Source organism: Acidovorax sp. Leaf78 (assembly GCF_001422735.1).
In the GTDB taxonomy this organism is placed as follows: Bacteria; Pseudomonadota; Gammaproteobacteria; order Burkholderiales; family Burkholderiaceae_C; genus Acidovorax.
In genome coordinates this window covers 64,386-84,702 of sequence record NZ_LMLZ01000012.1, presented here as the reverse complement: position 1 = coordinate 84,702, position 20,317 = coordinate 64,386, and the positions used below count along the sequence as shown (strand labels likewise).

At 66.0% G+C, this 20,317-nt stretch carries 17 protein-coding genes; 2 read left to right on the top strand and 15 right to left on the bottom strand.

Features of this window, described 5'->3' with window-relative positions; translation table 11 throughout:
- Window positions 1-2: 2 nt before the first annotated feature.
- From ASF16_RS08885 to ASF16_RS08820, 14 genes are all read right to left on the bottom strand, one after another.
- Complete coding sequence (locus ASF16_RS08885; RefSeq protein ID WP_056165428.1) at window positions 3-1,019, bottom strand: NADP-dependent oxidoreductase; 1,017 nt, start codon at window positions 1,017-1,019, stop codon at window positions 3-5.
- Window positions 1,020-1,113: 94 nt separating this feature from the next.
- Entirely contained in the window at window positions 1,114-1,545 is a 432-nt protein-coding gene (locus ASF16_RS08880; protein WP_082485809.1) for a PaaI family thioesterase, read from the bottom strand.
- 138 nt (window positions 1,546-1,683) lie between these two features.
- A complete protein-coding gene (locus tag ASF16_RS08875) occupies window positions 1,684-2,475 on the bottom strand; it encodes an SDR family oxidoreductase (RefSeq protein ID WP_056165426.1) in 792 nt (263 codons plus the stop codon).
- A 212-nt stretch (window positions 2,476-2,687) separates the two neighbouring features.
- On the bottom strand, window positions 2,688-2,897 hold the full coding sequence (locus tag ASF16_RS08870; RefSeq protein ID WP_056165424.1) for a hypothetical protein: 210 nt from the start codon (window positions 2,895-2,897) through the stop codon (window positions 2,688-2,690).
- A 2-nt stretch (window positions 2,898-2,899) separates the two neighbouring features.
- Window positions 2,900-4,765: an acyl-CoA dehydrogenase gene (locus tag ASF16_RS08865; protein WP_056165422.1), complete on the bottom strand. Its 1,866-nt coding sequence runs from the start codon at window positions 4,763-4,765 to the stop codon at window positions 2,900-2,902.
- A 48-nt stretch (window positions 4,766-4,813) separates the two neighbouring features.
- Complete coding sequence (locus ASF16_RS08860; RefSeq protein ID WP_056165421.1) at window positions 4,814-5,287, bottom strand: hypothetical protein; 474 nt, start codon at window positions 5,285-5,287, stop codon at window positions 4,814-4,816.
- A 304-nt stretch (window positions 5,288-5,591) separates the two neighbouring features.
- Entirely contained in the window at window positions 5,592-6,767 is a 1,176-nt protein-coding gene (locus tag ASF16_RS08855; protein WP_056165419.1) for an acetyl-CoA C-acyltransferase, read from the bottom strand.
- 200 nt (window positions 6,768-6,967) lie between these two features.
- A complete protein-coding gene (locus tag ASF16_RS08850) occupies window positions 6,968-9,067 on the bottom strand; it encodes a 3-hydroxyacyl-CoA dehydrogenase NAD-binding domain-containing protein (RefSeq protein ID WP_056165417.1) in 2,100 nt (699 codons plus the stop codon).
- Between the two features lie 440 nt (window positions 9,068-9,507).
- On the bottom strand, window positions 9,508-10,203 hold the full coding sequence (locus ASF16_RS08845; protein ID WP_056165416.1) for an ABC transporter ATP-binding protein: 696 nt from the start codon (window positions 10,201-10,203) through the stop codon (window positions 9,508-9,510).
- Between the two features lie 6 nt (window positions 10,204-10,209).
- A complete protein-coding gene (locus ASF16_RS08840) occupies window positions 10,210-11,001 on the bottom strand; it encodes an ABC transporter ATP-binding protein (RefSeq protein WP_056165414.1) in 792 nt (263 codons plus the stop codon).
- A 2-nt stretch (window positions 11,002-11,003) separates the two neighbouring features.
- Entirely contained in the window at window positions 11,004-12,335 is a 1,332-nt protein-coding gene (locus tag ASF16_RS08835; RefSeq protein ID WP_056165412.1) for a branched-chain amino acid ABC transporter permease, read from the bottom strand.
- 4 nt (window positions 12,336-12,339) lie between these two features.
- A complete protein-coding gene (locus ASF16_RS08830; protein WP_056165411.1) occupies window positions 12,340-13,293 on the bottom strand; it encodes a branched-chain amino acid ABC transporter permease in 954 nt (317 codons plus the stop codon).
- 70 nt (window positions 13,294-13,363) lie between these two features.
- Window positions 13,364-14,596, bottom strand: a complete 1,233-nt coding sequence (locus tag ASF16_RS08825; protein WP_056165409.1) for a branched-chain amino acid ABC transporter substrate-binding protein — start codon at window positions 14,594-14,596, stop codon at window positions 13,364-13,366.
- A 131-nt stretch (window positions 14,597-14,727) separates the two neighbouring features.
- The gene (locus ASF16_RS08820) at window positions 14,728-16,371 is read right to left on the bottom strand and encodes a 3-(methylthio)propionyl-CoA ligase (protein WP_056165407.1); all 1,644 of its coding nucleotides are present in this window, start codon (window positions 16,369-16,371) and stop codon (window positions 14,728-14,730) included.
- A gap of 222 nt (window positions 16,372-16,593) precedes the next feature.
- On the opposite strand from ASF16_RS08820, the gene ASF16_RS08815 reads away from it, so the two are divergent.
- Entirely contained in the window at window positions 16,594-17,280 is a 687-nt protein-coding gene (locus ASF16_RS08815; RefSeq protein WP_056166426.1) for a Crp/Fnr family transcriptional regulator, read from the top strand.
- A gap of 45 nt (window positions 17,281-17,325) precedes the next feature.
- On the opposite strand, the gene ASF16_RS08810 is transcribed toward ASF16_RS08815, so the two are convergent.
- On the bottom strand, window positions 17,326-19,032 hold the full coding sequence (locus ASF16_RS08810; RefSeq protein WP_056165404.1) for a carboxylesterase/lipase family protein: 1,707 nt from the start codon (window positions 19,030-19,032) through the stop codon (window positions 17,326-17,328).
- A gap of 183 nt (window positions 19,033-19,215) precedes the next feature.
- Here ASF16_RS08810 and ASF16_RS08805 point away from each other — a divergent pair, with 183 nt between their 5' ends.
- Complete coding sequence (locus ASF16_RS08805) at window positions 19,216-20,250, top strand: AraC family transcriptional regulator (RefSeq protein WP_056165402.1); 1,035 nt, start codon at window positions 19,216-19,218, stop codon at window positions 20,248-20,250.
- Window positions 20,251-20,317 lie beyond the last annotated feature (67 nt).

The window sequence follows — 20,317 nt, the reverse complement described above, 5'->3', positions numbered from 1 at the left end:
GCTCAGATCAATTTCACGAGCTGCTTGCCGAAGTTCTTGCCCTTGAGCAGGCCCAGGAACGCTTCGGGTGCGGCGGCAATGCCGTCCGCCACGGTCTCGCGCGGGCGCAGCTTGCCGGTGCCAACCAGCGTGCCCAGCTCTTTCAGGGCCTCGGGCCAGACTTCCATGTGCTCGCTCACGATGAAGCCTTCGACCTTCATGCGGTTGATGAGCATGAGTGCAGGGTTGGCCATGGGCAGCGGCGCGCCGTCGTAGCCGGCGATCATCCCGCACAGGGCGATGCGGCTGAAGGCGTTCATGCGCAGCATCACCGCGTCCATGATCCATCCGCCCACGTTCTCGAAGTAGCCGTCGATGCCGTTCGGGCAGGCTTCCTTGAGCGCCTTGGACATGGCCTTGACGTCGCTGTGCTGCTTGTAGTCGATGCAGGCGTCAAAGCCCAGTTCCTCCAAGGCGTACTTGCATTTTTCAGCACCACCGGCAATGCCTACCGCGCGGCAGCCGCGCGCCTTGGCCAGCGCGGCAAACGCGCTGCCCACGGCGCCGGTGGCGGCGCTCACCACCACGGTGTCGCCTTCCTTGGGGGCGATGATCTTGACCAGGCCATACCAGGCCGTCACGCCGGGCATGCCCACGGCACCCAGGTAGTGCGACAGCGGCACGTGGGCCGTGTCCACCTTGCGCAGCGCGCCGGGGGCGTTGGCGTCGACCACGCTGTATTCCTGCCAGCCGCCCATGCCCACCACCTTGTCGCCCACGGCGTACTTGGGGTGGCGGCTCTCGGCCACCTCGCCCACGGTGCCGCCGATCATGACCTCGCCCAGGCCCTGCGACGCGGCGTAGCTCTTGCTCTCGTTCATGCGGCCGCGCATGTACGGGTCCAGGCTCAGGTAGTGGTGGCGCACCAGCACCTGGCCGTCCTGCAGCGCAGGCGTGTCGGTGGCGACCAGCTTGAAGTTGCTGGCCACGGCCTCGCCCTGGGGACGGTTGTCGAGAACGATTTGCTGATTGCGTGGCATGGGGAGCTCCTTGAACGTTTGCTACTATTTTTATAGCTGCCAGCGCTTATATATCAAGCGGTAGCGGCCATTTTTACTTGAATTTCGGGCGGACTCAGTCAGTGGAAATCACCTTGAGGCCATTGACGCTGCGCCCGTCCACCGGCAGGCGCTTGACGTACTTGAAGGTGCCGGTGGCGTGGCTGCAGATCTTGCCTTGCGCGTCGTACACCGTGCCTTCGGTGAAGGCCATGGTGGCCGTGCGGTGGATGAGCCGCCCCTTGGCCACCAGCGGGCCGCGGGCGGGCTGCATGAAGCTGGTCTTCATCTCGATGGTCACCACGCCCATGTCGGGGGTCTCGCTGCGCGCGGCCGTGGCCATGGTCACGTCCAGCAGCGTCATCGACGCGCCGCCGTGGGTCACGTCGAACGAGTTCAGGTGCTCGGGCTTGGCTTCGTAGCGCAGCTCGGATTCGCCCTTCTCCATGCGGTGCAGGGTGAAGCCGAGGTGGCTGACAAAGGGGATCTCGACACCAAATTTCAGCACGGGCAACTCCAGGTTTTGTAGGGAGGCAAAAGCATACGCCTTCGCCTGCCACAGCGGCACAACCCCGGGCATGGCGAGGACATCAAGTCCACCGCCAGCACCAGCCTGCACGCCGCGCAGGCGTGCAGCCGGGGGCCATCAGCCTCCGGTGACGATGCTCACGCCGCCGTCCACTGCCAGCCACTGGCCGGTGATGTGCTTGCCCGCATCCGACGCATACAGCGCGCACAGGCCCTTCAGGTCCTCGTCGTCGCCCAGGCGGCCCAGCGGCGCGTGCGCGGCCAGGGCTTCCTCGCCCATGGCCTTCAGGGTGCCCACCGTCATCTTGCTCGGGAAGAAGCCCGGGCAGATGGCGTTGACGCGGATGTTGTACTTGCCCCATTCAGCCGCCAGCGCGCGGGTGAAGTTGATCACCGCGCCCTTGGACGTGTTGTAAGCGATGGTGTTCATGCCCTTGGGATTGCCGCCCAGGCCCGCGATGGACGCCACGTTGATGATGCTGCCGCTGCGGCGCGCGATCATGCTGTGCTTGGCGATGTGCTGGCTCAGGATGAAATAGCCGCGCACGTTCAGGTTCATCACCTTGTCCCAGGCGTCCACGGGGTGGTCTTCGGCCGGGGCGCCCCAGGCGGCGCCGGCGTTGTTCACCAGGATGTCCACGTGGCCCAGGCGCTCCAGGGTTTCGTCGGCCAGGCGGCGGATGTCGGCCTCGTTGGAGCAGTCCGCGGCGATCCAGCGCGCGTCGATGCCGGCGGCCTGCAGGTCGGCGGTGGCTTCTTCCAGGTCGGACGCCTTGCGCGAGCTGAGCACGATCTTGGCGCCCGCCTCGCCCAGCGAATGGGCCAGTTGCAGGCCCAGGCCGCGCGAGCCTCCGGTCACGAGGGCGGTCTTGCCGGTCAGGTCGAACAGTTGCTGGATGGTGCGGGTCATGAAGTGTGTCTCCTTGGGTTTGTGGGTCTGCAGTCAGGGTGCGAACGGCCCGCCCTGCGGGCGTGCGGCCATCCGGCACATGAAATCAAGTCACGCAATGATTGTGCGATGCAACGCGGGGGCGCTATGTCGCGGGAGTGTCGCTGAGGTCGCGAGGCGCGTCACTACCGTGGTGTGGATGGGGCCGCGGCATGCAAGGGGTGCCATGCGCATCATGGCGCAGGGTCTGCCCGCAGCCGCGAGCGCACGCCGATCAGCACCAGCCCCACCACGGCAGCCACCCCGCCCACGGCGATGAGGGTCCAGCCCAGCGCATCGTCCGTGCGCGCCGTGGCGATGCCCAGCACCAGCACCAGCAAGCCGCCGTAGATCAAGGCCCAGATGAGCTGGTGCAGGCGCTGCAGTGCGCGTGGTGTGGCCATGGTCAGAACGCCTCTTCAGGAAAGCTGGCGCAGGTCGCATCGCGGGTGCTCACCACCTGCAGCCACGCGCCGATCTTGGGCAGCTCGTAGTGGAAGAAGTAGCGCATGGCGCCCATGCGGCCCACGCTGGCGGGCTGTGCCAGCACGGCGTCGTCGGCCAGCGTCGCCAGCGCCAGGTCCAGCCAGACCCAGGCCAGCACCGTGTGGCCGAAGGCCTGCATGTAGGGTACGGCATTGGCCAACGCATCGGCCGGCTGGCCCGTGGCCCACGCGGCCTTGGTGGCGGCACCGATCTGCTGCAGGGCCGCGCCCAGTGCGTTGGCATGCGCGGCCAGCGCGGGCACCTGGATCGCCCGCTCGATGGTGGCGTTGATGCGCCCGGCCAGCAGCGTAAGGCCGCGCCCGCCTTCCATCAGCACCTTGCGGCCCAGCAGGTCCATGGCCTGGATGCCGTGCGTGCCCTCGTGGATCATGTTCAGGCGGTTGTCGCGCCAGTACTGCTCCACCGGAAAGTCGCGCGTATAGCCATAGCCGCCGTGGATCTGGATGGCCAGCGAGTTGGCCTCCAGGCAGAACTCGCTGGGCCAGCTCTTGGCGATGGGGGTGAGCACCTCCAGCAGCAGGCGGGCCTCGTCGGCCGCGGCGGCGTCGCCCGTGTGCTGCTCGTCCACCAGACGGGCGCAGAACAGGTTGAGCGCCAGCGCGCCTTCGCCATACGCCTTCTGGGCCAGCAGCATGCGCTTGACGTCGGCGTGTTCGATGATGCGCACCTGCGGCTGCGCGGCATCCTTGACCACGGCGGCGGGGGCGCCACCGGCCGCGTCCTTGGCGCCCTGCACCGGGCGGCCCTGCGGGCGGTTCCTGGCGTAGTCCAGGCTGGCGTAGTAGCCCGCCAGGCCCAGCATGGTGGCCGCCATGCCGATGCCGATGCGCGCCTCGTTCATCATGTGGAACATGCAGTGCAGGCCCTTGCCCGCCTGGCCCACCAGATAGCCCACGGCGCCGGCCTGCCCGCCCACCGGGAACTTGCCCTCGCCGAAATTGAGCAGCGTGTTGGTGGTGCCGCGCCAGCCCAGCTTGTGGTTCAGGCCCGCCAGCGCCACGTCGTTGCGCTCACCGGTCAGCTGGCCCTCTACATCGACCATCTTCTTGGGCACGATGAACAGCGAGATGCCGCGCGTGCCAGGCACGAGCTTGCCGTCCGGCCCCGGGATCTTGGCCAGCACCAGGTGCACGATGTTCTCGGTGAGCTCGTGGTCGCCCGAGCTGATCCACATCTTGTTGCCCGTGAGGCGATAGCGCGCGCCCAGCGGGTCGGCTTCGAAGTCGCTGCCATCGGGCACGGCGCGCGTGGCCACGTCCGACAGCGACGAGCCCGCCTGCGGCTCGGACAAACACATGGTGCCCGACCAGCGGCCGTTGAATTCATTAAGTGCGAACACTTCCTTTTGCAGCGCCGTGCCGTGCGCCATCAGCAGGTTGGCGTTGCCCGAGGTCAGAAGGTTGGACCCGATGCTGATCGACGCCACCGCGAAGAAACTGTTGGCCGCCGCCTCTACCGTGTAAGGCAGCTGCATGCCGCCGATGTCGTAGTCCTGCGCGGCCGACAGCAGGCCCGATTCGGCGTAGGCCTTGCGGGCCTCGTACGTCGCCGGGGGCAGGATGACCTTCTCGCCGTCGAAGTGCGGCTCCTCGATGTCCACCGTGCGGTTGTGCGGCGCGTACTTCTCGCGCGCGATGCGCTCGCAGGTGTCCAGCACCGCGTCGAAGGTCTCGCGCGAATGGTCAGCGAAACGGCCGCGGGCCGAGAGGCTCTCGGCCTCCAGCCAGTCGTACAGCAAAAAGTCGAGCGTGGAACGCAGGGTCATGAGGTCTCCTTGAATGCTGCATGCCCTGCCCCCTCGCCGGCGCGAGGATCAGCGGGCGGGCAGCGCGATGTTCTTGAAACACCAGTACTCCATGTCCGAATCGGGCTTGGGCTGGCAGCTGGCCTCTCCGAGCTGCAGGCGCGTGGCACCTGCCGGGAGCGGCGGGAAAGTGATCTTCAGAAACTTGGTGCGGCCGGGCTTGACCGTGTCCATCTTCACGTTGCACAGCGTGAGGCCGCTGATCGCGCGCTGCGGCAGCACCGCACCGCTGTCCAGGTCCTTGAGCGTGAAGGCATCGGGCGAGCCCGTGGGCTGCGCGCAGGCTTCGAACGCCTCGTCGGTACTGTTCTTCACCACCAGGGTGACGCGGGTCTGCTTGGCGTCGAGCACGATTTCCTGCAGCACCACGTCGGCGTCGGACTCCAGCGGCTGCTGGAGCTTGAAGCTCTGTGCGTGGGCACCGCAGGCCACGGCCAGCGCGGAGAGTGCGGTGAGAAATCGAAGTGAAGTTGTGCGACGCATGGGAAAACCGGTGAAAGGAAGAAAAAGAAGAACGGCGGAGACGGCCCGGCACCCTGGGGCGCCAGCAACCGCGGCGGATTCTGCCGCGCGCCGGTGCCGCCGCTGGGGTTTGCGCGCCGCCACAAGGCAACAATTTGTAGCCCCTTCTTCTCAACCCCCTGTCACTGCATCCATGGCCCTGCCGCATTCAGAGACCCGCCACCCGCACGCGCTCGGCGGCCATGTATGCAAGCCCCTTATACAGACCGGCCTTGGGCAAGGCCGGCCCGGTGCGCATGCCGGCAGAGCGCCGGAACGCTATCGGTCAGAACACCTCGAAGACGCCGGCAGCACCCATGCCGCCGCCGATGCACATGGTCACGCACACCTTCTTGGCGCCGCGGCGCTTGCCTTCGATGAGCGCATGGCCCGTGAGGCGCTGGCCCGACACACCGTAGGGGTGGCCCACGGCGATCGCGCCGCCGTTCACATTCAGGCGGTCAGCCGGGATGCCCAGCTTGTCGCGGCAGTACAGCACCTGCACGGCGAAAGCTTCGTTCAGCTCCCACAGGTCGATGTCCTGCACGGTGAGGCCCAGCTTCTTGAGCACCTTGGGCACCGCGAACACGGGGCCGATGCCCATTTCGTCGGGCTCGCAGCCAGCCACGGCAAAGCCGAGGAAACGGCCCAGGGGTTTGAGGCCCTTCTTGCTGGCGTACTCTTCGCTGGTCACCACGCAGGCGCCTGCGCCGTCGGAGAACTGGCTGGCATTGCCGGCCGAGATCACGCCCCCGGGCAGCGCGGGGCGGATGCCGCTGATGCCTTCCTTGGTCGTGCCTTCGCGCGTGCCCTCGTCCTTGCTCACGGTGACCTGCTTGGTGATCAGGCCCAGCGTCTTGTCGGCAATGCCGGCGGTAACGGTGATGGGCGCGATCTCTGCATCGAACAGGCCGGCGGCCTGGGCTGCGCAGGCCTTTTGCTGGCTGGCGGCGCCGTATTCGTCCATCGCGTCGCGGCCGATGTTGTAGCGCTTGGCCACCTGTTCGGCGGTCTGCAGCATGCTCCAGTAGATCTCGGGCTTTTGCTTGGCCAGGGCCAGGTCCTGGATCATGTGCAGGTTCATCTCCTGCTGCACGCAGGAGATGCTTTCCACGCCGCCTGCCACGTACACGTCGGCTTCGCCGGCGATGATGCGCTGGGCCGCGGTGGCGATGGTCTGCAGGCCCGACGAGCAAAAGCGGTTGATCGTCATGCCCGACGCCGTGATGGGCAGGCCGGCCTTGAGCGCGATCTGGCGAGCGATGTTGCTGCCCGTGGCGCCTTCCGGCGTGGCGCAGCCCATGATGACGTCGTCGACATCGGCGCCGTCGATGCCGGCGCGCTGCACGGCATGCTGCACGGCGTGGCCGCCCAGGGTGGCGCCATGGGTCATGTTGAAGGAGCCCTTCCAGCTCTTGGCGAGCGGCGTGCGGGCGGTGGAGACAATCACTGCGGAGGTCATGGGAAATCCTTTAATCGGTGAACGGGGTGCGCGCCGGTGCTTCGCTTCGTCAATGAGCTTACAAATGAAATGGATGCGTTCTCGTGCCAGGCAAGGCGCAAACCGCAGTCATAGCCAAGCTATGACGAGGATTTGCAACGCAGCATGGTGAGAGAAGGCGCGATTTCATGTACGCGATTTGGCGAAGCGAAGTACCTGGTTTACTGGAAGGCCTTGCCTTCGGCGGCCAGCTTGGCCAGCAGCGGAGCGGGCTTCCAGGCGTTGGCGTCGTCCATGGGGTTCTGGGCAAAGCGGTTCATCGCCTGCACCACGTTGAACAGGCCCACTTCGCTGGCGTAGTGCATCGGGCCGCCGCGGTGGATGGGGAAGCCGTAGCCGGTCAGGTACACCATGTCGATGTCGCCGGACTTGCTGGCAATGCCCTCTTCCAGGATGTGCGCGCCTTCGTTCACCAGGGCGAACACCAGGCGCTGCACGATTTCCTCGTCGGAAATCTTGCGGGGCGCCGTGCCCAGGGTCTTGCGGTGCTCTTCGATCATCTTGTTCACCACATCGCTCGGGATCGCGTCGCGCTTGCCGGCCTGGTAGTCGTACCAGCCTGCGCCGGTCTTCTGGCCGAAGCGGCCCAGCTCGCACAGCAGGTCTGCCGTCTTGCTGTACTTCATGTCGGGCTTTTCGCTGTAGCGGCGCTTGCGGATGGCCCAGCCGATGTCGTTGCCGGCCAGGTCACCCATGCGGAACGGGCCCATGGCAAAGCCGAACTTCTCGATGGCCTTGTCCACCTGCTGGGGCGTGGCGCCTTCGTCCAGCAAAAAGCCGGCTTGCTGGCTGTAGCGCTCGATCATGCGGTTGCCGATGAAGCCGTCGCACACGCCCGAGACCACGGCGGTCTTCTTGATCTTCTTGGCCACGGCCATCACGGTGGCCAGCACGTCCTTGGCGGTGGCCTTGCCACGCACTACTTCCAGCAGCTTCATGACGTTGGCAGGGCTGAAGAAGTGCATGCCCACCACGTCCTGCGGGCGCTGGGTGAAGTTGGCGATCTGGTCCACGTCCAGCGTGGAGGTGTTGGACGCCAGGATGGCGCCGGGCTTGGCCACGGCGTCCAGCTGCTTGAACACGGCTTCCTTCACGCCCATTTCTTCGAACACGGCCTCGATGATCAGGTCGCAGTCCTTGAGCTCGTCGTAGCTGAGCGTGGTGGACAGCAGCGCCATGCGCTGGGCGTACTTGTCTTCCTTGAGCTTGCCCTTCTTGACCTGCGATTCGTAGTTCTTCTTGATGGTGCCGATGCCACGGTCCAGGGCTTCCTGCTTCATCTCCAGCATCTTGACGGGGATGCCGGCGTTCAGGAAGTTCATGGCGATGCCGCCACCCATGGTGCCCGCACCGATCACGCCCACCAGCTTGATGTCGCGCTTGGGGGTGTCCGACGGCACGTCAGGGATCTTGCTCGCAGCGCGCTCTGCCATGAACAGATGGCGCAGCGCGCGGGACTCGGGGGTCCACATCAGGTTGATGAAGATTTCGCGCTCTACCAGCATGCCTTCGGCAAACTTCTTCTTGGTGGCCGCTTCGACCGCGTCCACGCACTTGGCGGGCGCCGGGAAGTTCTTGGCCATGCCCTTGACCATGTTGCGGGCGAACTGGAAGTACGCGTCGCCTTCAGGGTGCTTGCAGGGGAAGTTGCGCACCAGGGGCAGCGGGCGCGCATCGGCCACGCTTTGCGCGAACGCCAGGGCTTCCTCGGCCAGCGACTCTGGCGATGCGGCCAGCTTGTCGAACAGCTTCTGGCCGGGCACGCCGGCAATCAGTTCGCTCTTGACGGGCTCGCCGCTCACGATCAGGTTCAGCGCGGCTTCGACGCCGATCACGCGCGGCAGGCGCTGCGTGCCGCCCGCGCCGGGGATCAGGCCCAGCTTGACTTCAGGCAGTGCGATCGAGCAGCCGGGCGCTGCAATGCGGTAGTGGCAGCCCAGCGCCAGCTCCAGGCCGCCGCCCATGGCGACGGTGTGCATGGCGGCGACCACGGGCTTGCCCGAGTTCTCGACGGCGAGGATCACCGACAGCAGGTTGGGCTCTTGCAGCGACTTGTCGGTGCCGAACTCCTTGATGTCCGCACCGCCCGAGAAGGCACCGCCGGCGCCGGTGATGACGATGGACGTGACCGCTGCATCGGCATTGGCACGGGCCAGGCCGTCCACGATACCTTGGCGGGTGGCCAGGCCCAGCCCATTGACGGGAGGGTTTGCCAGCGTGATCACGGCAACGGAGCCGTGGACTTTGTATTCAGCGGTCATGGTGCTGTTGTTCCTTGGAGAGTGAAAAAGAACGATCGTGCGTTTTTATTGTAGGGGCTTCGAAACAGTTTGGCGTGTCAATTTGTCCCGGGCGGGACAAGGGGGTTTCAGATATCCCCTGACGAGTAGATTCATGCGGGCAAAAAAAGAGGCGCCACTCAAGACCGGGCGCCTCTGTGGATCGCGGGTTAGCGGCACGCATTCCAGTGCGCCCGCCCTGCCCCGGATCTTTGCAACTGGCGCGCCCCGAGGCCAGGGCAGCCAAGCAAGGGCCGCCCCGCAGCGAGGGCTGCGTCCCCCTTCCCGAATCGCGCAGCGATTCGAGAGAAGGGGCTGAGTGCCGCGGCTCCAAGCCTGCCTGCGCAGGATTGGACGGCACGAAGGGCTGCCGTCTCTGGCGGCTGCACCGGGGCGCGCAGCGCCTCAGGGGGATCGCTCTGCTAAACCTCCAGCCACTCCTTGCGAATGTAGTTGTCGGCCCGCAAGCTATCCGGCGTGCCCTGGAACACGATGGACCCGTGCCCCATCACCAGCGCCCGGTCCGAGATCTTCATCGCGATCGTCAGCTTCTGCTCGATCAGCAGCACCGAGATGCCGCGCGCCTTCAGGGTTTGCAGATACTGCCCCACCAGCTCGACGATCTTGGGCGCCAGGCCCTCGGTGGGCTCGTCGATGATGATCAGGTCGGGGTCGCCCATCAGCGTGCGGCACAGCGTGAGCATCTGCTGCTCGCCGCCGGACATCACGCCCGCCTCGGTGTGCTGGCGCTCCTTGAGGCGCGGGAACATTTCGTACATGTCGTCGAACGACCAGCGGCTGCCCTTGCCGTTGCCCTTTTGGCCCAGCAGCAGGTTCTGGTGCACGGTGAGGTTGGGAAACACGTCGCGGCTCTCGGGCACGTAGCCCAGGCCCAGGTGGGCGATCTCGTAGGCCTTCTTGCCGTTCAGGGCCTGGCCCTTCCATTCGAGCGTGCCCTCCCAGTCCACCAGGCCCATGATGGCCTTGGCGGTGGTGGATCGGCCCGAGCCGTTGCGCCCGAGCAGCGCCACGATCTCGCCGGGCTGGACGTCGAAGCTCACACCATGCAGCACATGGCTCTTGCCGTAGTAGGCGTGGAGGTTGTCAATTTTCAGCATAGTCAGTCAGTGTCCCGCGCCTTGCTCATCGGCCACGACGGAGCCCAGGTAGGCCTCTTGCACGCGCGCATTGGCGCGCACCTTGTCGGGGGTGTCGAAGGCGATCACCTCGCCATAGACCACCACCGCGATCTTGTCGGCCAGGCCGAACACCACGCCCATGTCATGCTCGACGGTCAGCAGGGTGCGGCCTTCGGTCACTTCCTTGATGAGGTGGATGAAGCGCGTGGTCTCGCTCTTGCTCATGCCGGCGGTGGGCTCGTCCAGCAGGATCACGTTGGCGCCGCCGGCGATGGTGATGCCGATCTCCAGCGCACGCTGCTCGGCGTAGGTGAGGTTCATGGCCAGGGTGTCGCGCTTCTTGTCGAGCTTGATCATCTCCATGAGCTCTTTGGCGCGCTGGTTGGCGTCGTGCAGGTTCGACAAAAAGCGCAGGAAGGTGTACTTGTAGCCCATGCTCCACAGCACGCCGCAGCGCAGGTTCTCGAACACGCTCAGCTTGGGGAAGATGTTGGTGATCTGAAAGCTGCGCGACAGGCCCTTGCGGTTGATCTCGTACGGCGCCAGGCCGTTGATGCGCTGGCCGTTCAGGATCACGTCGCCGCTGGTGGGCGCAAAGCGCCCGCTGATCAGGTTGAACAGCGTGGACTTGCCAGCGCCGTTGGGGCCGATGATGGCCACGCGCTCGCCAGGAGCCACGACCAGGTTGGCGCCACGGATGATTTCGGTCTTGCCAAAGCTCTTGCGCAGGTCGCGCAGTTCCAGGGCGTAGGCAGGGGTTGCGTTGTCAGCGGCCATGTTCACAGCGCCTCCGTACGCTTGATGTGGTGTTCGATTTCTTCCTGGATCGTGCCCCACTGGCGCAGGAACTGGCGACGGCACAGCTCGAACAGCCCGAAGCCCGTGACCATCACGAAGATGGCGCCGAACCAGCTGGCAAAGCCCTTGGCGTTGAGCGTGGCGCCCAGGAAGGTCAGCTCCGGCCCGAGTGCGGCGTTCAGTTGCAGGTGGTAGGTCATCTCGATCATGCAGGCCGCCCCCAGCACGCCCACCAGCGCGGTGCCGGCCAGCGCCAGGTACGAAGTGCCCAGCTGGCGCAGCTTGCCGTATTTGGCCAGGCGCAAATTCATCATGATCAGGCTGGCGATGCCGCCGGGCGCATACATCACCATGAACAGGAACACGAGGCCCAGGTACAGCAGCCAGGCCTTGGACAGCTCGGACAGCAGCACCGAGGCCAGCACCAGCAACACCGCACCGATGATGGGCCCGAAGAAGAACGTGGCCCCGCCCAGGAAGGTGAACAGCAGGTAGCCGCCCGAGCGGATCACGCTCAGGCTGTCGGCGCCGGTGATGATCTCGAAGTTGATGGTGGCCAGGCCCCCGCCGATGCCTGCAAAAAAGCCCGCAATGATGAACGCGAAGTAGCGCACGCGCTGCGTGTTGTAGCCGATGAACTCCACGCGCTCGGGGTTGTCGCGCACCGCATTCAGGATGCGGCCGAGCGGCGTGCCGGTGAAGGCGAACATCGCCGCGGTGCACACGAAGCAGTAGGCCGCGATCAGGTAGTACACCTGCATGCCCGAGCCGAAGTTCAGGCCGAAGAAGGCCTTGCCGTACGTGCGGTCGGTGGTGATGCCGCCTTCGCCGCCGAAGAACTCGGGGAACATCAGCGCCATGGACGCCACCAGCTCGCCGATACCGAGCGTGATCATGGCGAACGTGGTGCCCGACTTCTTGGTGGTGACGAAGCCCAGGATGATGGCGAAGAACGCGCCGGCCAGGCCGCCCACCAGCGGGATCAGTACCAGCGGAATGTTGACCGTGCCCTTGGTGGCCATGTTCATCGCGTGGATGGCGATGAACGAGCCCAGCCCGGTGTAGACCGCATGCCCGAAACTCAGCATGCCGCCCTGCCCCAGCAGGATGTTGTACGACAGGCAGATGATGATCAGGTAGCCGATCTGCGACAGCATCGTCAGCGCCAGGCTGCTGCGAAACAGCATCGGCGCGACGATGAGCATGGCTGCGAACAGCGTCCAGATGACGAATCGGCCCACGTTCCAGGGCTTGAACCGGTAGTAGGAGCTGGCGCGGGAGCCAGTGGTGGTAGGTGTCGAATTGGAATTCATGGCTTCAGTCCTCCCGGGTACCCAGCAGACCCTTGGGCCTGAAGATCAGGATCAGCACGAGGAACAGGTACGGCAGGATGGGCGCCACCTGCGAGATGGTGAGCTTGAGCAGCGGGTAGCCGAAGGTCTGGTCGGTGACGGCCACGCCCACCGCCTTGAACACATGGATGAGCGAGTAGTCGAGCGCCACGGCAAAGGTCTGCACCAGCCCGATAAGCAGCGACGCGAGGAAGGCCCCCGCCAGCGAGCCCATGCCGCCCACCACCACCACCACGAAGATGATGGAGCCCACCGACGCCGCCATGGCGGGCTCGGTAACGTAGGTGTTGCCGCCGATCACCCCGGCCAGGCCCGCCAGGGCCGCGCCGCCGCCGAACACGAGCATGAACACGCGCGGCACGTTGTGGCCCAGCGCCTCCACCATGTGCGGGTACTTGAGCGCCGCCTGGATCACCAGGCCGATGCGCGTGCGGGTGAGCAGCAGCCACACCGACACCAGCATCAGCAGCGCGACCAGCATCACGAACGAGCGCGACTTGGGGAACTGCGTGCCGTACAGCGAAAACAGGGGGCCCTGCAGTTGCGTGGGCAGGCCGTAGGGCACCGTCGAGCGGCCCCACACGAGCTGCACCACTTCCAGAATGAGGTACGAGAGCCCGAACGTGACGAGCAGCTCCGGCACGTGGCCGAACTTGTGCACGCGGCGCAGGCAATAGCGCTCGAACGCGGCACCCAGTGCAAACACCACCAGCGGCGCAATCACGAGCGCCGGCCAGAAGCCCACCAGTCCGGAGATGGTGAACGCGAAATAGGCTCCCAGCATGTAGAAGCTGGTGTGCGCAAAGTTGAGCACACCCATCATGCTGAAGATCAGCGTGAGGCCCGAACTGAGCATGAACAGCAGGAGCCCGTAGCTCACGCCGTTCAGCAGCGAGATCACGAAAAACTCAGTATTCATTGGAATTTTTCACTGCAGGGGTAAAAAAAGAGGCCCGAGTGGCTCGGGCCTCGAAGCGATTGCGCAGGGTTTACGGACGCTTCATCTGGCACGAGGAGGGCGTGCTGGCCACATAGGGCTCGTAGTACTTCACGGGCACGAAGGTGTAGCCCGTGTTCTCCGAATCGAGCGGGTACTTGCCGCCGGCCTTCTCCCACTTGGAGATGAACAGGCCCTGCTGCAGCTGGTGGTCCGTCTTGCGCATCTCGACCTCGCCGTTGAAGCTCTTGAACTTCATGCCTTCGAACACCGCGGCCACCTTGACGGGGTCGGTGGACTTGGCCTTGGCAAAGCCTTCGGACAGCATGGTGAAGGCGTGGTAGACCGCACCGGTGTACATGTCGTCGTTGAACTTCTTCTTGTAGTCCACCACGATCTTGTTGATCTCGCCGGGCAGGTTCATGTGGGCGTAGGCCACCATGTACACGCGGCCTGCGGCGGCCGAACCCATCGCAGTGGGGCTGCCGGTGACGGAACCGTAGTACGTGTAGAAGTTGACGTTGTTCAGGCCCGCATCGTTGGCAGCCTTGATGAGCAGCGCCAGGTCCGAGCCCCAGTTGCCGGTGATCACGCTGTCGGCGCCCGACTGCTTGATCTTGGCGATGTAGGGCGCGAAGTCGCGCACCTGGGCCAGGGGGTGCAGGTCGTCGCCGACGAACTGCACGTCAGGACGCTTGCGGCCCATCATTTCCTTGGCGTACTTGGCGACCTGGTGGCCGTGCGCGTAGTTCTGGTTGATCAGATAGACCTTCTTGACCTCGGGCATGTCCTTCATGTACGTGGTCAGGGCTTCCATCTTCATGGAGGTGTCCGCGTCCAGGCGGAAGTGCCAGTAGCTGCACTTGCTGTTGGTCAGGTCTGGGTCCACCGCAGCGTAGTTCAGGAAGAGGACTTCCTTGCCGGGGTTGCGGGCGTTGTGCTTTTCCAGCGCGTCCATGATGGCCAGGGCCGGGCCGGAGCCGTTGCCCTGCACCACGTACCGTGCGCCCTGGTCCATGGCCGAGCGCAGCGCGCTGGTGGTCTCTTGCGGGCTGAGCTTGTTGTCGATGCCGATGATCTCGTACTTGACCCCTGCGGCGTTCTTCTTGTTGAACTCTTCAGCGATGAACTGGAAGCTCTTGAGCTGGTTGGTTCCCACGGCCGCCATCAGGCCGGAAAGCGGGTCGAGCCAGGCGATCTTGACGGTCTCGCCCTTTTGAGCGAACGCCCCGCCAGCACTTGCCAGGATTACCGAGGCTGCTACAGCCTTAATAGCGAACTTCATGGTCTTGTCTCCTTGTAAATATATAAAACGCAGCGTACCGCGTTGCAACAAAGCGATGCTCAGGGATTGCCCCTACCAGCGTCGCACACGCGACTGGCCCCGCGCTCCCCCGAGCGCCGGGCCCGTCTTCATCACAGGCCCGGAAGCTTGTAATCCTTCAATTGCTCGCGCAATCTGGTCTTGAGCATCTTGCCGGTGGCGCCCAGCGGAATGGCATCGACGAACACGACGTCATCGGGGATCTGCCACTTGGCGGTCTTGCCCTCGTAGAAGGCGAGCAGCTCTTCGCGGGTGACCTCGGTGCCGGGCCTCTTGACCACCGCGACGATGGGGCGCTCGTCCCACTTGGGGTGCGGCATGCCCACGCAGGCAGCCATGGCAATTGAAGGGTGCGCCATCGCGATGTTCTCGATGTCGATGGAGCTGATCCACTCGCCGCCGGACTTGATCACGTCCTTGCTGCGGTCGGTGATCTGCATGAAGCCGTCGGCGTCGATGGTGGCCACGTCGCCCGTGGGGAACCAGCCGCGGCCCTGCGCGTCCTTGACGAGCGGGTTGCCGCCCTCGCCCTTGAAGTAGCTGTCCACGATCCACGGGCCCTTGACCAGCAGGTCGCCGTAGGTCTTGCCGTCCCACGGCAGTTCCGCCCCGTCGCCGCCCACGATCTTCATGTCCACGCCGTAGATCGCGCGGCCCTGCTTTTGCAGGACCTTCATCTGCTCGTCCTTGGACAGCGCCAGGTGCTTGTTCTTCAGGGTGCACAGCGTGCCCAGCGGGCTCATCTCGGTCATGCCCCAGGCGTGCAGCACCTCCACACCGTAGTCTTCCTTGAACGCATGGATCATGGCGGGCGGGCAGGCCGAGCCGCCGATGACGGTGCGGCGCAGCGTGGAGAACTTGAGGCCCGCGGGCTTCATGTGGCCGAGCATCATCTGCCACACGGTGGGCACGCCCGCGGCGTAGGTCACCTTCTCGGCTTCGATGAGTTCGTAGATGGACTTGCCGTCCATGGCCGGGCCCGGGAACACCAGCTTGCAGCCCGTGAGCGCGGCCGAGTACGGAATGCCCCAGGCGTTGACGTGGAACATGGGCACCACCGGCAGCACCGAGTCGCGTGCCGACAGGCACATCACGTCGGGCAGCGCCGCGGCGTAGGCGTGCAGCGTGGTGGAGCGGTGGCTGTACAGCGCGGCCTTGGGGTTGCCCGTGGTGCCGCTCGTGTAGCACATGCTGGACGCGGAGTTCTCGTCGAACTCGGGCCAGGCGTAGTCGGGCGCATAGGCGCCGATCCACTCTTCGTAGCTGGCCAGTCCCGGCACGCCGGAGTCTGCCGGCAGCTTGTCCGCATCGCACAGCGCTACCCACTTCTTCACCGTGGGGCACTTGGCGTGCACGGCCTGCACCAGGGGCAGGAAGGTCAGGTCAAAGCACAGCACCTGGTCTTCGGCGTGGTTGACGATCCAGGCGATCTGGTCGGGGTGCAGGCGCGGGTTGACGGTGTGCAGCACGCGGCCCGAGCCGGAGACGCCGAAGTACATCTCCATGTGGCGGTAGCCGTTCCAGGCCAGCGTGGCCACGCGGTCGCTGAACTGCAGCTTCAGGGCATCCAGCGCATGGGCCAGGCGGCGCGCACGCGCCCCGAGGTCTCGGTACGTGTAGCGGTGGATGTCGCCCTCGACCCGGCGCGAGACGATTTCAGCGTCGCCATGGTGGCGCTCGGCGAACTCGATCAGCGACGAAATCAAGAGCGGTTGGCTCTGCATCAGACCCAGCATGGGGGCTCCTTGGATGTGGTGGTGAATGGAAAGATCATCGTAGCGCGGTGCGGGCCTTCGGACGTGTCACGCTGGTGGTGAAAACCCGCAGTCCGCGGCGCGCATTCCATCGGGGCAAGGGCAGTGTGCGCCGCAGGCGCGGGCTTGCCAACACCTGTCGCCCCGTTGACAAACGCACAGGGAATACCCTGCATGGCTTCTGAACCCGGGACAATGCGGCGCATGCTCTGCTTTGCGCCCACCGCCCAGCGTTTCATCGAAGCCCAGCCCTGGTTCGCCAGCGTGCCCGCAGCCCTGCAGGAGCGGCTGCGGGCCGAGGTGTTCTCCATCCAGGGCGACAAGGGCGCGGTGATGATGCCCGCCGGCAGCGCCGTGCAGGGCTGGTACGCCGTGCTGTCTGGCCTGGTGATGCTGCAAAGCCCGGCCAGCAAGGGCCGCTCGTCGGCGTTCATCGGCGTGCCCGACGGCGAGTGGTTCGGCGAAGGCTCGGCCATGAAGCCCGAGCCGCGCAAGTACAACGTGGTCGCACTGCGGCCCACCACCTTGCTGTGCCTGCCGCTGCCGCTGTTCAACGCGCTGCGCGAGACGCACCTGGGCTTCAACCAGTTCCTGGTGCTGCACCTGAACATGCGCCTGGGCCAGGCCATGACCATCATCGAGGCGGGCCGCACGCAGTCCACCGAGCACCGCGTGACGCTGTACCTGAGCCGGCTGTTCTGGCGCAGCACGCGCCGGCTCAACCTCACGCAGGACGAGCTGGGCCAGTTGGTCGGCCTGTCGCGCCAGACGGTGAACCGCGTGCTGCAAACGCTGGAAGGGCTGGGCATCGTGTCTCTGGACTTCGGCAAGGTGGCCATCGTGGATGACGACGCACTGAGTGCATACCTTGCCGCCACCGTGGCATCCTGAACGGACATGGGCTTGGACATCACCGGGCAGGCTGACTGAACACGCTTACTGAACGCTGAGGCGCGCAGCCTTCTGGTCCGCGTCGAAGATGAACCTGCGCGGCCAGGCCTGCCACTCCTGCCCCAGGCCGGCGTGGTTGGGGTTGCCGGTGTGCACGAAGGCACGCACGCCGTCCATCATCACGCCCGACAGGGCCAGGCGTCCCGGCTGGTTGGCGGTGCTGTTGGCGGCCTTGGCCAGCAGCGAAGGGCCGAAGTTGCCGAACACGAACGGCAGATCGAAGCCGTGGGCTGCGCCGTACACATCGTTCCAGGGCGCGGGCTGCTGGGCCCAGTTGAACTGGTAGCTCCAGACGTCGGCCTGGTGGGTGCGCAGCGTGTTGAGCAGGTTGTCGCGGCTCGGGTCGATGAAAGCGGCGCCCAGCAGCTTCATGCGGGCGTTGTAGCCGGTGACCGGCGCGGTGACGGGCAGGTACGACGCGTCGATGACGTCGGCCGCGGTGAGCGCGGTGGGCGCATCGGGGTTGAAGCTTTGCGTCATCGCAAAGCGCTCGGCGTCGCTGATCTTCATGCCGGGCTTGCCGCCCAGCAGTGCGAGGAAGGGCGCGAAGAGCTTGGCCTCGTCCAGCGTGTAACCCGACAGCACCGGCACCTTGTGGTAGCGCCCTGCCCCGATGGCGGCGATCGGGTCGACCGGAATCACCACGCCATCCGGGATGGGACCCGAGCCCGTAAGGCCGCCTTTGAGCACGGTCTGCAGCACCACGCGGCCGTCCTTGCCGCGCAGGTAGCTGGCGGTGTGCGCGGGCGTCCAGCCGGACACCAGCACAGCCGCCGCTGCCGCGTCGGGCGCCAGCCCGTCGGCCACTGCCAGGGCCGCCAGCAATGCCCCCGCCTGCGCCGCGTATTTGCTGGCCGGGTTGAGCGTGGGGATGGTGCCTGCGGGCAGGTTGGTGGGCAGCGAGATGCCGGCGCTGACCGGCAGTGCCTTGTGGAACAAACCTGCGGCTGCCGGTGCGGTCAGCAGGGCCAGCACATTGGTGGCACCCGCCGACTGCCCCATCAGCGTGACGTTGCCCGCGTTGCCGCCAAAGCGGCCGATGTTGTCCTGGATGAAGCGCAGCGCCTGGATGTTGTCCAGCAGCGCGTAGTTGCCGCTGTACGCCTGGCTGCCGGTGTGCAGCGCGGGCAGCTGAAAGAAGCCCATCACATCGAGCCGGTAGTTGGCCGTGACGACCACCGCGTTGGCCTTGCGCGCCAGCGCCGCGCCGTCGTACACCGGGTCGGCCGTGTAGCCCGATATGCCGCTGCCGCCGTGCAGGAACAGCAGCACGGGCAGGTTGTTGTCTCCGTTGGCCGGGCGCCAGATGTTCAGGGTCAGGCAGTCTTCGTTGCCCACGGGGGTGCCCAGGGTCTGGCCGATGGTGTCGTCAAAGCGGTTGTTGGCGCCGGGGCCGTACAGGCGCCCCATCTGCAGGCAGGCGCTGCCAAACCGCGTGGCATCGCGCTCGCCCGTCCAGGCTGCGGGCTCTGCGGGCGGTTGCCAGCGCAGGTCGCCCACGGGGGGCTTGGCAAACGGCAGGCCCTTCCAGGCGTAGGTGCCGGTGGTGGCGCTGTCGTCGGTGCCGCGCACCGCGCCGTAGCGGGTCTCGCGCAGCTCGGGTGGCGTGCCACTGGAGCCGCCGCAGGCCGTACCCATCAATGCTGCCAGCACGGCGGCGCCAAAGCGCACGCGGCGTTGAAAATCAGCCATGTCTTGTCTCCTTGGGGGTTTTCAGGAATGGGTCGGGCCTCTCTGAAGCGTCACACTTGCGGCAGGGCCAAACCTCAGCGACGATTGTGTGAACGCATCGCCATCGGCCCACTATCGCAACCGTGCCAAAACAGTGACTTCAGAACACCACCCTCGCGTTAACCCTGACCCGGCAGCCCGGCCATGACACCGCGCACCAGCTCCGCCGCGTGGGTTCGCGGCATTGCGGACATGTTTGCAGCCGAAGGCCTGCCTGCCGCAGACCTGTGCACTGAAGCGGGCATCGACCTGCCCGCCCTGCTGCAGCAGCAGACCCGCGTGGATGTGGACCGCGTAAGCCGCCTGTGGGAGGCCGCCGCGGCGCGGTACGGCCAGCCCGGCCTGGGCCTGGAGCGGGACCTGGCGGCGCGCTACGGCAATGTGGACCTGGTGGGCTATGCGCTGGCCTCCGGGCCCAACCTGATGGTGGGGTTTGAGCACCTGCAGCGGCAGATGGCGCTGATATCGGACGCCACCACCTTCGAGATGCAGCGCGACCCGCGCGGCCAGGGCTACTGGCTGGCGATCAGCCACATAGGCGCCACCCGGCCCATCCCGCGCCAGCGCATCGAGTTCGCGGTGCTGACCTTGTTCATGCTGTGCGGCTGGCTGACCCGGCGCGATATGGTGCCGCTGGCGGTGCAGTTGACCACGCCGCTGCCGCAGGACGATGCCCGCTACCGTACGGCGTTCGGCCTGTTGCCGCAGTTCGGGCAGGGGGCCAACCGGTTCCTGCTGTCAGACGCCGATCTGCTGGCGCCCATACCCACTCACAACCCCAGCCTGTGGGCGCTGCACGAGCGCATGGTGGAGTCGGAGCTGGACCAGCTCGGCCAGACGCTGGCCAGTACCAAGGTGCGCACCGAGATTGCGCGCGTGCTGCACCTGGGCGAGCCGCGGCGCGAAGACATCGCTGCGCGACTGCACCTGACCGACCGCACGCTGCAGCGGCGTCTGCAGGCCGAATCCGTGAGCTACCAGCAGCTGCTGGACGACACACGCTGCGAGCTGGCGCGCCAGCACCTGAGCGATGCGCGGCGCACCCTGGGCGAGATCTCCGACCTGCTGGGCTTTGCGGACCAGAGCAACCTGTTTCGCGCCTGCAAGCGCTGGTTCGGCATGCCGCCCGGCCAGTACCGCGCGCAGGTGCTGCAGCCCGAGCCCGAAGCCGCGTCCTGACAAGGGGGATGGCCAAGGCAGAGCAAGCCAGGGGCCTGTGTGTCGTGGCCCATGGCCCTGTCGGCTC